At 75.6% G+C, this 14,401-nt stretch carries 2 protein-coding genes; both read right to left on the bottom strand.

Features of this window, described 5'->3' with window-relative positions:
* Positions 1 to 2,139 (bottom strand): type I polyketide synthase (locus tag Apa02nite_RS50285; protein WP_373873112.1); only part of this gene is annotated, 2,139 nt, incomplete at its 3' end.
* A complete protein-coding gene (locus Apa02nite_RS50280; protein WP_203831499.1) occupies positions 2,136 to 14,351 on the bottom strand; it encodes a type I polyketide synthase in 12,216 nt (4,071 codons plus the stop codon). The genes Apa02nite_RS50285 and Apa02nite_RS50280, both read right to left, overlap by 4 nt.
* Between the last annotated feature and the right edge of the window lie 50 nt (positions 14,352 to 14,401).

Genomic DNA, 14,401 nt, shown 5'->3' with positions numbered 1-14,401 from the left:
ATGGGCTTCGACGGGTGCGATGTCCGCAGCGAGGCCGGACACCACGACCGCACGTGGCCCGTTGATCGCCGCGATGTCGACCTCCGGGAACGCGGCACGGACCTCGTCCTCGGACGCTTGCACGGCGACCATGACCCCACCGGCGGGCAGCGCCTGCATGAGGCGGCCCCGGACGGACACCAGGGTGGCAGCGTCGGCCAGCGTCATGACTCCGGCCGCGTAGGCGGCGGCGATCTCACCGATCGAGTGCCCGGCGACCACGTCCGGGTGGATGCCCCACGAACGGACCAAGGCGAGGAGAGCCACCTCCAGGGCGAAGATGGCCGGCTGGGCCCAGCCGGTCTGCTCCACCTGCGGCTCCGGCAGGTCAAGCAGCGCCGCGACCTCGTCGTAGGCGGCGGCGTAGACCGGGAACGCCTGGTAGAGACCGCGACCCATGTCGAGACGCTGCGAGCCCTGGCCGGTGAAGACGATCGCGAGGCGGCCCTCGGTGGCGATGCCACGGACGGTGGTGTCGCCGAGCAGGACGGCACGACGGTGCAGCACGGCCCGTCCGGCGAGGGTGTAGCCGGTATCGAGCAGGGGCGTCTGCGTCCGTCGTACCCGATGGATCTGGGCATCGAGGGAAGCGGACGATTTCGCCGAAACGACGAGCGGGACCACCGGCAGGATGGTGGGGTTTTCCGGCGCCGCAGGCGACGGCTCGGTGGGTGCCTCTTCCAGGATGACGTGGGCGTTGGTGCCGCTGATGCCGAACGACGACACCGCGGCGCGGCGCGGCTTGGCGCCGGCCGGCCAGGGGCGCGCCTCGGTGAGCAGCCGCACCGCGCCGGCCGACCAGTCGACCTGGTGCGTCGGCGCGTCCACGTGCAGGGTGGCGGGCAGCAGGTCGTGCCGCATGGCCTGCACCATTTTGATCACGCCGGCCACGCCCGCGGCGGCCTGGGTGTGCCCCAGGTTCGACTTGACCGAGCCGAGCCAGAGCGGCTCGGTGCGCTGCTGGCCATACGTCGCGAGCAGCGCCTGCGCCTCGATCGGGTCGCCGAGCCGGGTGCCGGTGCCGTGCGCCTCGACCGCGTCCACGTCGGCGGCCGACAGTCCCGCCGCGGCCAGCGCGGCCCGGATCACCCGCTGCTGGGCGGGGCCGTTCGGGGCGGTGAGCCCGCTGGAGGCGCCGTCCTGGTTGACCGCGGAGCCACGGATCACCGCGAGGATCGGATGGCCGTGCCGCTGGGCGTCGGAGAGGCGTTCGAGCAGCAGCATGCCGACGCCCTCGCCCCAGCCGGTGCCGTCGGCGGCCGCGGCGAACGACTTGCATCGGCCGTCGGCGGCCAGCCCGCCCTGCCGGCTGAACTCGACGAACGTGCCGGGCGTGGCCATCACCGTGACACCGCCGGCGAGGGCGAGGTCGCACTCGCCGTTGCGCAGCGCCTGCCCGGCCAGGTGCAGGGCGACCAGCGACGACGAGCAGGCGGTGTCGATGGTGACGGCCGGGCCCTCGAGGCCGAACGTGTAGGCGATGCGGCCGGACGCGACGCTGCCGGAGTTGCCGTTGCCGAGGAAGCCGGCGACACCCTCGGGCACGTCGAGCGGGCGCGAGCCGTAGTCGTGGTACATCACGCCGGCGAAGACGCCGGTGCGGCGGAACGGGACCGCTGTCGGGTCGAGCCCGGCGCGTTCGAACGCCTCCCAGGTGGTCTCCAGCAGCAGCCGCTGCTGCGGGTCCATGGCCAGGGCCTCGCGCGGGCTGATGCCGAACATGTCCGGGTCGAAACCGGCGGCGCCGGGCAGGAAACCACCCTCCAGGCGGGCGCCGGGGTCGAGTTCGCCGGTCTCGGCGTCGTAGAGGCCCTCGATGTCCCAGCCGCGGTCGCCGGGCGGGTCGCCGATGGCGTCGCCGCCGGCCGCGACCAGCCGCCAGAGGTCTTCCGGTCCGGCCACGTCACCGGGGTACCGGCAGCTCATCGCGACGATCGCGAGGGGTTCGCTGTGCCGGTACTCCAGCTCGTCGACCCGGCGGCGGGCCGAGCGCAGGTCCGCGGTGGCCCGCTTGAGGTAGGCGAGGTACTTCTCCTCGGTGCCCGCGGGTTCGCTGGCGGAGGTCATGGCGGAACCGCCTTCGGATGGGAGCCGGGTCACGGGGTGCCGAGCTCGTCGAGAAGGTCGAAGATCTCGTCGGCGGTCGCCGAGGAGAGGTCGTCCATGGCGTCGCCGCCCGGTCCGGCCCAGGCGGCGGCCAGGGTGCGCAGCCGCAGGCCGACCTCGGCCCGGTGCCTGTCGCCGAGGGCGGCCGCGGCGAGCCGGGCCTCCAGCTCGGCGATCTCGGCGTAGAGCGTGTCGACCGGGTCGGCCGGTGCCGGGCTCAGCAGCTCGCCGAGGTGGCGGGCCAGGGCGGTGGGTGACGGGTGGTCGAAGAGCAGGGTGGCGGCGAGGCGCAGCCCGGTTTCGGCGGCGAGCCGGTTGCGCAGTTCGACGGCGGTCAGCGAGTCGAAGCCGAGTTCGAGGAAGCCGCGGGCCGGGTCGACGTCACGCGGGGACGCGTAGCCGAGGATCCCGGCGGTGCGCTCGCGCAGCAGGTCGAGCAGCATCCGGTCGCGGGCGTCCGGGTCGAGCCCGGCGAGCCGGGCCGCCAGGTCCGGGGTGGCCGCCGCGGCGGTGGGTGCCCGGCGCGGTGCCGGGAGCAGGCTCTGCAGCAGGCCGGGTACGTCGCCGTCGCCCGCGGTGGCGCGCACCGCGGGCAGGTCCAGGGCGATCGGGACCAGCAGCGGCCGGCCGGTGGTGAGGGCGGCGTCGAAGGCGGCGAGCCCGGCGGTGGTGTCGAGGGCGCCGAAGCCTGCCTGGGCCATCCGTCGCCGGTCGGCGTCGCCGAGCGTGGCGCCCAGCCCGGCGTCCCACAGGCCCCACGCCAGCGAGGTGGCCGGGATGCCCTCAGCGCGCAACGTCACGGCGTAGGAGTCGAGGAACGCGTTCGCCGCCGCGTAGTTGGCCTGCCCTGCGTTGCCGAACAGCCCGGATGCCGAGGAGAACAACACCAGCGCCCGCAACGGCTTGCCCTGCGTCGCCGCGACCAGGTTGCGGGCCGCCGCGACCTTCGCCCCGAACACCGCCTCCAGCCGCTTGGCGGTCAGGTCCGTCAGCACACCGTCGTCGATCACTCCGGCCGCGTGCACCACCGCGGTCACCGGTTCGTCGCGCAACACACGCGCCACCGCGTCCATGTCGGCCAGATCGCAGGCGACGGCCCGGACCCGGGCGCCCTCGATCTCCAGGTTTCCACCGGAGCGCGACAGCAACAGCAGCTCCCGCACCCCGTGCGTGGCCACCAGATGCCGGGCCACCAGAGCGCCCAGGGTGCCGGTCGCGCCGGTCACCACCACGACGCCGTCACCGAAGTCCGCGGCGCCTCCGCCCTGGGCCCGATCCTCGGGGCCGCCAGCCTGGGCCCGGTCCGCGGCGCCGCCAGCCTGGGCCCGGTCCGCGGCGCCGCCAGCATGGGCCCGGGACAACCGTGGCACCCGCACCACCTCGCCGCGGACCAGGGCCTGCGGCACGTCGAGGTAGGCGTTCTCGGTGCTGTCGAGCAGGTGGAACCGGTCCGGGTGCTCGGACTGTGCGGAGCGGACGAGACCCCACAGCGCGGCACCGTCCGGGTCCGACACCTCGTCACCGACCGCACCGCACGTGCGCACCACCAGCCGCGACTGCGCCCACCCCGGATCGGCGAGCATCGCCTGCATAAGCGTCAGCAGCGACGCCGCCCGATCCTGGGCCGCGCCCGGCGCGGACGCGTCGACCAGCACCACCGGAACCGGAGCGGGAAGCGGGTCACCCAACATGATCACCACCGGCTCGGGACCGGCGGTGGCGTCCTGCGCGGTCCAGTCCAGGGCGAACAGCGTGCGGACACCGGCGCCGATCTGGTCGGCGGTGACCGGGCGGAACGAGATCTCGTCGACGGTCAGCACCGGGGCGCCGGAGCCGTCGGCGGCCAGCAGCCGGACCGAGTGGTCGCCGAGGCGAGTCAGGTGCACCTGCAGCGCTGCGGCGCCGACGGCGTGCAGGCGGGCGCCGGTGACCGCGAACGGCAGCCGGACCGTCGCGTCGTCGAACAGCCCGGCCGCGCCGATGGCGTGCAGGGCGGCGTCGAGCAGCGCCGGGTGCAGGCCGAAGCCGTCCGGGCCGGTGCCGTCGAGGCGGACCTCGGCGGTCACCTCGTCGCCGGCCCGGGCCGCGGCGGTCAGGCCGCGGAAGGTCGGGCCGTAGGTGAGGCCGGCGTCGGCCAGGCGCTCGTACAGGCCGTCGAGGTCGACCGGCACGGCGCCGGGCGACGCGGCGGGGATGACCACCGGGGCGGCGGTGGCGGCGGACAGCCGGCCGGTGGCGTGGGTGGTCCAGCCCGCGGCGTCGTCGGCCTGCGCGTAGACGGTCAGCGACCTGCTCGCGTCGGCGCCGGGCGCGGCGACCAGGACCCGCAGGGTGACACCGCCGGTGGCGGGCAGTGCGAGCGGCGCCTGCAGCAGCAACTCGTCGAGGACCGGGACACCGGCCCGGGTCCCGGCGGCCAGGGCGATGTCCACCAGGGCGGCACCGGGTACGACCACCGAGCCGAAGACCGTGTGGTCGGCGAGCCAGTTCGGCGAGCCGTCGGTCAGGCGGCCGGTGAACAGCAGCGCGTCGCTGTCCGGCAGGGTGACGGCGGCACCGAGCAGCGGGTGCCCGCCGTCGTGCAGCCCGGCGCCGGCGAGGTCCGCGGCCGGGTCGATGACGTCGATCCAGAGCCGTTGGTGCTGGAAGGCGTAGGTGGGCAGGTCGAGCACCGGCGCTGGACGCGGGCCGAAGGTGGCGGCCCAGTCGACGTGCTGACCGGCCGCGTAGAGCTGGGCGAACGCGGTGAGCAGGGTGGTGACCTCGTCCCGGTCGCGGCGCAGCGCGGCCACCGCGCCGGGCACGAACGCGGCGAGCACGGTGTCCGGGCCGAGTTCGAGGACGCGGTCGGTCGCCAGCCTGGTCACCGCGTCGGCGAACCGCACCGGCTCGCGGACCTGCCGCACCCAGTACTCCGGATCGGTCCACCGCGCGTCGGCGTCGACGGTCGAGACCACGGCCAGGCGCGGCTCGCTGAACGTCAGCGTCGCCACCACGGCGCGGAAGTCGTCGAGCATCGGCTCCATCAGCCGCGAGTGGAACGCATGACTGGTGCGCAGCCGGGTCGCCTTCCACCCGTGCGCCTCGACGGGCGAAATGTCCGCTTCAACCCCCGACACGACCACCGCGTGCGGCCCGTTGACCGCCGCGATGTCGATCTCCGGGAACGCTTCCCGGACCTCGTCCTCGGACGCCTGCACCGCCAGCATGAGCCCACCGGTGGGAAGCGCCTGCATCAGGCGCCCCCGCGCGGAGACCAGCGTGGCAGCATCAGCCAGGGTCAGCACCCCAGCCGCATGGGCCGCCGCGATCTCACCGATCGAATGACCCGCGACCACGTCCGGGTGGATGCCCCACGAACGGACCAGGGCGAGGAGGGCAACCTCCAGGGCGAAAATCGCCGGCTGGGCCCAGCCGGTCTGTTCCACCTGCGGCTCCGCGGGCAGGTCCAGCATGGCCGCGACCTCGTCGTGGGCGGCGGCGTAGACCGGGAATGCCTGGTAGAGGCCGCGCCCCATGTCGAGGCGCTGCGAGCCCTGACCGGTGAAGACGATCGCCAGCCGACCCTCGGCGGCCCGGCCGGTGGCGACCGGCTCCAGCGGGCCGGGGCTCAGCAGCACCGCGCGGTGCGGCAAGGTGGCCCGGCTGGTCAGCGCGTGACCGACCGCGGACGGCGACAACTCCGGGCGCTCACGCAGCACAACGCGGAGCCGGTCGAGCTGCCCGGCGAGCGCCGCCGGATCGTTCGCGGACACCACCAGCGGGACCGGGCGGGCCAGCACCGGTGCAGGCCGGGCGGCAGGCGGGGCCTCTTCCAGGATGACGTGCGCGTTGGTGCCGCTGATCCCGAACGACGACACACCGGCACGGCGCGGGCGGTCCCCCGCCGGCCACGGCAGCGCCTCGGTGAGCAGCGCGACGTTGCCCGCGGTCCAGTCCACCTGCGGCGTGGGCTCGTCGACGTGCAGGGTCCGCGGCAACATGCCGTGCCGCAGGGCCTGGACCATCTTGATGATGCCGGCCGCCCCGGCGGCGGCCTGGGTGTGCCCGAGGTTCGATTTGATGCTGCCGAGCCGCAGCGGTTCGGCCCGGTCCTGGCCGTAGGCGGCGAGCACCGCCTGTGCCTCGATCGGGTCGCCGAGCGTGGTGCCGGTGCCGTGCGCCTCGACCGCGTCCACGTCCTGCGGGGTCAGGCCCGCGGTGGCCAGCGCCGCCCGGATGACCCGCTGCTGCGCGGGCCCGTTCGGCGCGGTCAGCCCGTTGGACGCGCCGTCCTGGTTGACCGCGGTGCCGCGCACCACGGCGAGCACCCGGTGCCCGGCGCGTTCGGCGTCGGAGAGCCGCTCCACCAGCAGCATGCCCACGCCCTCACCCCAGCCGGTGCCGTCGGCGGCCGCCGCGAACGACTTGCACCGGCCGTCGGCGGCCAGCCCGCGCTGCCGCGAGAATCCGGTGAAGGTGTCCGGCGTGGCCATCACGGTCACGCCGCCGGCCAGGGCCAGGTCGCACTCGCCGGAGCGCAGCGCCTGAACCGCGAAGTGCAGGGCGACCAGCGATGACGAGCAGGCGGTGTCCACGGTGACGGCCGGGCCTTCCAGCCCGAGCGTGTAGGCGATCCGCCCGGAAGCCACGCTGCCGGAGTTGCCGGTGCCGAGGAAGCCCTCGACCTCCTCCGGCACGGCGGTCAGCCGGCCCAGGTAGTCGTGGTACATCAGGCCGACGAACACGCCGGTGCGGGATCCGCGCAGGCCGAGCGGGTCAACGCCGCCGGATTCCAGGGCCTCCCACGACGATTCGAGCAGCAACCGCTGCTGCGGGTCCATCGCCATGCCCTCGCGGGGGCTGATCCCGAACAGGCCCGGGTCGAAGTCGGCGGCCTGGTAGAGGAAACCGCCCTCGCGGGCGTAGGAGGTGCCGGGGTGGTCGGGATCCGGGTGGTAGAGCCCGTCGACGTCCCAGCCCCGGTCACCGGGGAACGGGCCGATGCCGTCACGACCGTCGGCGACCAGGTCCCACAGCTCGTCCGGGCTGGTGATGCCACCCGGGTAGCGGCACGCCATGCCGACGATGACGATCGGGTCGTCGGCCACCGGTCCGGCGACGACCGGCACCGGCACGACGACCTCCACCGATCCGGTGAGTGCGGCGCTGAGGAACTCGGCGACGGCCGTGGCGTTGGGGTGGTCGAAGACCAGGGTGGCGGGCAGCCGCAGGCCGGTCTCGGCGGCCAGGCGGTTGCGCAGTTCGACCGCGGTCAGCGAGTCGAAGCCGAGCTCACGGAACGCCCGGGCCGCGGGAACGTCGTCGGCGCCGGGGTAGCCGAGCACCGCGGCGGCGAGGGTGCGCACCGTGGTCAGGGCCGCGCGGACCCGTTCGGCGTCGTCGAGGCCGGCGAGGTGCCGGGCCAGGGAGGATCCGGCGCTCGCGGCGGCCGCTGCGGCGGCCCGCCGCCGGGTGACCGCCGGCACCAGGCCGTAGAGGATCGGGTCGAGGTCGCCGGCACGCCGCAGGGCCGCAAGATTCACATTCAGGGGTACGACCAGAGCACGCGCCCCGGCCAGCGCCGCGTCGAACAGGGCCAGCCCGGTCGTGGTGTCGAGCGCGCCGAAGCCTGCCTGGGCCATCCGTCGCCGCTCGGCGTCACCGAGCGTGGCGCCCAGCCCGGCGTCCCACAGGCCCCACGCCAGCGAGGTGGCCGGGATCCCCTCACTGCGCAACGTCACGGCGTAGGAGTCCAGGAACGCGTTCGCCGCCGCATAGTTGGCCTGCCCCGCGTTGCCGAACAACCCGGACGCCGAGGAGAACAACACCAACGCCCGCAACGCCTTGCCCCGGGTCGCCGCGACCAGATTCCGGGCCGCCGCGACCTTCGCTCCGAACACCGCGTCCAGGCGCTCGGCCGTCAGGTCCGTCAGCACACCGTCGTCGATCACTCCGGCCGCGTGCACCACCGCCGACACCGGTTCGTCGCGCAACACCCGCTCGACCGCGGCCGCATCGGCCAGATCGCAGGACACCGCCCGCACCCGGGCACCCTCGATCTCCAGGCCGCCACCGGAGCGAGACAGCAACAGCAGCTCCCGCACCCCGTGCACAGCCACCAGATGCCGGGCCACCAGAGCACCCAGGGTGCCGGTCGTGCCGGTCACCACCACCACGCCGTCACCCAGGTCGACCTCACCGGCGGACTGCATGCGTGCCAGTCGCGGCACGCGCACCACGCCGTCACGAACCAGCGCCTGCGGCACCTCGAAGTACGCGTTCTCGGTGCTGTCGAGCAGATGGAACCGGTCCGGGTGCTCGGACTGTGCGGAGCGGACGAGACCCCACAGCGCGGCACCGTCCGGGTCCGACACCTCGTCACCGACCGCACCGCACGTGCGCACCACCAGCCGCGACTCCAGCCACCCCGGAACCGCGAGCAGGTCCTGCATGAGGATCAGCAGCGACGCCGCCCGATCCTGGGCCGCGCCCGGCGCCGACGCGTCGACCAGCACCACCGGAACCGGCGTGGGAAGCGGCTCCCCCAACACGATCACCACCGGCTCGGGACCGGTGGTGATCGCCTGCGCGGTCCAGTCGAGCTGGAACAGCGAGCGGTCGACCTCGGGACGAGTCGCCGTCACCGCCCGGAACACCAGGCCGGCCACGCTGATCACGGGCGCTCCGGCAGCGTCGATCGCGTCGACCCGCACGGCGTCGCCCTCGGTGCGCAGCCGGGCCCGCAGCAGGGCGGCGCCGTCGGCGTGCACGGTGACACCGGTGAACGAGAACGGGACGCGGGTCTCGCCGTCGGCGCCGGCCGGGGCGCCGGTGCTGAGGCCGTGCAGGACCGCGTCGAGCAGGGCGGGGTGGACGGTGAACCGGTCCGGGTCGCCGGGCAGGACGGCCTCCACGTACAGGTCGCCGTCCTGGCGCCAGACCTCGCGCAGGCCGCGGAAGAGCGGGCCGTAGTCGTAGCCGGCCGCGGCGAGCCGGTCGTAGAGCTCCTCGGTGGGCACCCGGGTCGCACCGGTCGGGGGCCACGCGAACACCTCGGCGGCGGGCTCGGCGAGGCTCAGGAAGCCGGTGGCGTGCACGGTCCACGGCTCGTCGGTGCCGGTGGCGTCGTCCGGCCGGGAGTGCACGCTCACCGGGCGGCGGCCGGTGTCGTCCGGGGCGCCGACGCTGACCTGCACGGCCACGCCTCCGGCTGCGGTCAGCGCCAGGGGCTGGCGCAGCACGAGTTCCTCGACCGCCGGTGCGCCGGCCGCGGTGCCGGCGGTCAGGGCGAGGTCGAGCAGCGCGGTGCCGGGTACCAGCACCTCGCCGAGCACCACGTGCTCGGCGAGCCAGGGCCGGTCGCGCAGGGTGAGACGGCCGGTGAGTACCAGGCCGTCGCCGTCGGCGAGCGGCACCGCCGCGCCCAGCAGGGGGTGCTCGATCAGGCTCAGGCCCAGGCTCGCCGGGTCGGTGGCGGTGGCGGTGCCCGGTCGCGGCCAGTAGCGCTGCCGCTGGAACGCGTAGGTGGGCAGGCCGGGCAGCGGGGTGCCGGCGTCGGCGAGCACGGCGCCGAAGTCCAGGTCGGCGCCGTGCGTGAACAGCGTGGCGACGCCGGTGAGCAGGGTGGTGACCTCGTCGCGGTCGCGGCGCAGGGTGGTGACCGCGAGCGCGTCGGGTACCAGGGTGGCGACCATCGCGGTCAGCACGCCGTCCGGGCCGGCCTCCAGGAACCGGGTGACGCCGGCGGCGGTCAGCGCGGTTACCGCGTCGGCGAAGCGGACCGGGCGGCGGACCTGCTCGACCCAGTACTCCGGGTCGCTCCAGCGCGGCGGGCCGGCCGGGTCCACGGTGGAGACGGCGGCCAGGTGCGGTGCGGCGAAGGTGAGCCCGGCCAGGACCGTGCGGAACTCGTCGAGCATCGGCTCCATCAGCACCGAGTGGAAGGCGTGGCTGGTGCGCAGCCGCCGGGTCTTCCAGCCGCGCGCGGCGACCGCGTCGACGGCCGCCTCCGGTCCGGACACCACGACGGCGTCCGGGCCGTTGACGGCGGCGATGTCGAGATCCGGGAAAGCCTCGCGGACCTCGTGCTCGCTTGCCTGCACGGCGAGCATCACGCCACCGGCGGGCAGGGCCTGCATCAGCCGGCCCCGGGCCGCGACCAGGGTGGCGGCGTCGGCGAGCGACAGCACCCCGGCGGCGTACGCGGCGGTGATCTCGCCGATCGAGTGCCCGGCCACGAAGTCCGGCCGCAGGCCCCAGTGGCGCAGCAGGGCGAGCAGGGCGGCCTCGACGGCGAACAGGGCGGGCTGGGCGTACCCGGTGCTCTCGAGCGCCTCCGGGTCGGCGAAGACGGTCAGCCGCAGCGGCTGGTCCAGCAGCGGATCGAGGTGCGCGCACGCCTCGTCGAAGGCGGCGGCGAACACCGGGAACGCGGCGTAGAGCTGCTCGCCCATCGCCAGGCGCTGGGCGCCCTGGCCGGTGAAGAGCAGCGCCAGCCGGCCGTCGGTGATCTCGCCGCGGGCCACGGCGTCCTGACGCTTGAGGGCCCGCATCAGCGGGGCCCGGCCCGGGGCCAGGTAGACGGCGCGGTGGCCGAGCCCGGCCCGGCCGGCCAGGGTGCGGGCGACATCGGCCGGGGCGGCATCCGGATGGCTGTCGAGCCAGTCGCGCAGCTGGGCGGTCTGCGCCGCGAGGCCTTCCTCGGTCGCGGCGGACACCACGAACGGCAGCGTCGGCAGCGGGCTGGGCTTGCCCGCCGGGCGGGTGTCGGCCGGCGGCTCCTCCAGGATGACGTGCGCGTTGGTGCCGCTGACACCGAACGCGGAGATGCCGGCCCGGCGCGGCGCCGCTGCGGTGGTCCACGGCCGGGCCTCGGTGAGCAGCTCGACGGCGCCCGCGGTCCAGTCGACCTGCGGGGTCGGCGCGTCGACGTGCAGGGTGCGGGGCAGCAGGCCGTGCCGCATCGCGAGGATCATCTTGATCACGCCGGCGGCGCCGGCCGCGGACTGGGTGTGCCCGATGTTCGACTTGACCGAGCCGAGCAGCAGCGGGCTGTCACGGTCCTGGCCGTAGGTGGCGAGGATCGCCTGCGCCTCGATCGGGTCGCCGAGCGTGGTGCCGGTGCCGTGCGCCTCGACCGCGTCCACGTCGCGGGCGGTGAGGCCGGCGTCGGCCAGGGCGGCCCGGATGACGCGCTGCTGGGCCGGGCCGTTCGGGGCGGTCAGGCCGTTGGAGGCACCGTCGGAGTTGACTGCCGAGCCGCGGACGACGGCCAGGACCGGGCGGCCGGCGGCACGGGCGGTGGAGAGCCGCTCGGCGAGCAGCATGCCGGCGCCCTCGGCCCAGCCGGTGCCGTCGGCGGCCGCGGCGAAGGCCTTGCACCGGCCGTCGCCGGACAGCCCGCGCTGCTTGGAGAACTCGGTGAACGTGCCGGGGGTGGCCATCACGGTGACGCCGCCGACCAGCGCCGCCTCGCACTCACCGCGGCGCAGCGACTGTGCGGCCAGGTGCAGGGCGACCAGCGAGGACGAACAGGCGGTGTCGACGGTGACGGCCGGGCCTTCCAGGCCGAACGTGTAGGCGACCCGGCCGGAGGCGATACTGCCGGCGCTGCCGATGCCGAGGTAGCCGCTCAGGTCCTCGGAGGTGTCCTCCAGCAGCGCGGCGTATCCCTGGTGGGTGGTGCCGACGAAGACGCCGATCGGGCGGCCGCGCAGGCCGAGCGGGTCGAGCCCGGCCCGTTCCAGGGTCTCCCAGGCGGTCTCCAGCACCAGCCGCTGCTGCGGGTCCATGGCCAGGGCCTCGCGCGGGCTGATCCCGAACAGGCCGGGGTCGAAGTCGGCGGCGTCGCGCACGAACCCGCCGTGCACAGTCGTGGAGGTGCCGGAGCGGTCGCTGCCGGGGTCGTAAAGGGCCTCGATGTCCCAGCCGCGGTCGTCCGGGAACGGCCCGATCGCGTCGGTGCCGGCGGCGACCAGGTCCCACAGCGCGTCCGGGGTGGTGACGCCGCCGGGGAAACGGCAGGCCATCGCGGTGAGCACGATCGGGTCGTCGTCCGCGGCGACGGCCACGGCCGGCCCGACGGCCGGGGCGTCCCCGCTGCCGAAGACCTCGGTCTGCAGGTGCCGGGCCATCTCGAGCGGGGTGGGATAGTCGAAGGCCAGGGTGGCGGCCAGGCGCAGCCCGGTCTCGGTGGCGAGGGCGTTGCGCAACTCGACCGCGGTGAGCGAGTCGAAGCCCAGCTCCCGGAACGGCCGCTTGACCGTGATCGCCTCGGCGGACGGGTAGCCCAGCACCCGCGCGGCGTGCCCACGGACCAGGTCGACCAGGGCGGTCTCCCGCTGGGCGCCGGGCAGCGCGGCGAGCCGGGCGCGCCAGCCGGTGTCGGCCACCGGAGCGGCGGAGACCGGCACGGCGAGCTCGGGCAGATCCTCCAGCAACGGACGGCGCCGGGCGGCGGTGAACGTCTCCGCGAACGACGGCCAGTCGACGTCGGCGACGGTGAGCACGGCCGCCGGGGCAGTGACGGCCTGGCACAGCACGTCGACGGCGTGGCCGGGGGCGAGGGCGGCCAGCCCGCGGCGGCTCAGCGCCGCTCCGGTCTCCCCCTCGGTGGCCATGCCCGCGTCGGCCCAGGGTCCCCAGGCCAGCGCGGTACCGGCCAGGCCACGGGCGCGACGGCCCCGCGCGAGCGCGTCGAGGGCGGCGTTGGCGGCGGCGTAGGCGCCGCCCCAGCCGCTGCCCCAGGTCGCGGCGATCGAGGAGAACAGCACGAACGCGTCCAGTGGCGTGTCGCCGAGCAGGGCGTCCAGGTGCAGGGCGCCGCTGGTCTTGCCGGCCAGTACGGCGGTGAGCCCGGCGGCGTCGAGGTCGGTGAGCGCGGCGCTGTGCGCGATGCCGGCGGCGTGCACGACGGCGGACAGCGGCTGCTCCGGGTCGGCGGTGGCGTGCGCCAGCAGGTCGGCCACGGCGGCACGGTCGGCCAGGTCGGTGGCGAGCACGGTGACGCGGGCACCGGCGGTGCGCAGCTCGGCGGCCAGGGCGTCGGCGCCGGGGGCGTCGGGGCCGCGGCGGCTGGCCAGCACGAGGTGGGCGGCGCCGTGGGCGGCGGCCCAGCGGGCGACGTGGCCGCCGAGGGCGCCGGTCCCGCCCGTGATCAGCACGGTGCCCCGCGGCTGCCAGCCGTCGCCGGTGGCGGCCGGTGCGTGCTCGATCCGGCGCACGAGCACGCCGGACGGGCGCAGGGCGATCTGGTCCTCGGCGCCGAGCGCCCCGGCGAGAACCGCAACGAGCCGATCGCCGTCTCGCGCACCGAGGCCGGGCAGGTCTCCGGCGAGCGTGCCGAGGGCAGGCAGGTCTGCGGCGGGCAGGTCGCGGGCGGGCAGGTCGATCAGGCCGCCCCAGCGGTCCGGGTGTTCGAGGCCGGCGACGCGGCCCAGGCCCCAGACCGCGGCCTGCGCGACACGGTCACCGCGGTCGCCGGGTGCGGCCGCGACCGCGCGCCGGGTGAGCAGCCACAGGGGGGCGGTGACGGCGGCGTCCTCGACGGCCTGGGCGAGTGCCAGCGCCGCGTGCAGGGCGGTGGGCACGCCGGCCTCGCCGGTGCCGTCGCCGTGCGGAAGCAGCACGACGCCGGCCAGATCGCTGCGGTCGCGGAGCGCGGCGGTCAGGTTCTCGCGGCCGGTCGTGTTCAGGGTCTCGACCCGGGCGCCGGCGGCGGCCAGCAGCGCGCCGACGCCGTCCGGGTCGTCCGGGCCGACCAGCACCCAGGTGCCGGTGAGCGGGCGCGCGGCCGGGTCGGGCAGCGTGGTCCAGGTCTCGCGGTAGCGCCAGCCGTCGACGACGTCGCGCTGCTGCTTGCGGCGGTGCCAGGAGGCGAGCGCGGGCACCAGCGCACCGAGCGTCTCGCGGTGCTGTTCGGCATCGATGCGCAGCTCCTGCGCGACCTTGCTGAGGTCGGCGGCGTCGACAGCGGCCCAGAGGCCGGCGTCGGTGCCCGGCGTGCTGCCGGCGGCGGGCGGGGTGGGCCGCAGCCAGTACCGCTGCCGGGTGAACGGGTAGGTCGGCAGGTCCGCCGGGCGGGCACCGGTGCCGTCGACCAGGGCCGGCCACCGGACATCCTGGCCGCGGACGAACAGCTCGGCGACCGCGGTCAGCAGGGTGACCGCCTCGTCCCGGTCGCGGCGCAGGGCGGCGACCGCGCCGGGCACGAGCGTGGCGAGCACGGTGTCCGGGCCGATCTCCAGGACCCGTTCGGCGTTCAGCCTGGTCACGG

This window comes from Actinoplanes palleronii (assembly GCF_016862315.1).
In the GTDB taxonomy this organism is placed as follows: Bacteria; Actinomycetota; Actinomycetes; order Mycobacteriales; family Micromonosporaceae; genus Actinoplanes; species Actinoplanes palleronii.
The sequence above is the reverse complement of the archived record's forward strand: the minus strand, read 5'-3'. Positions and strand labels throughout refer to the sequence as shown.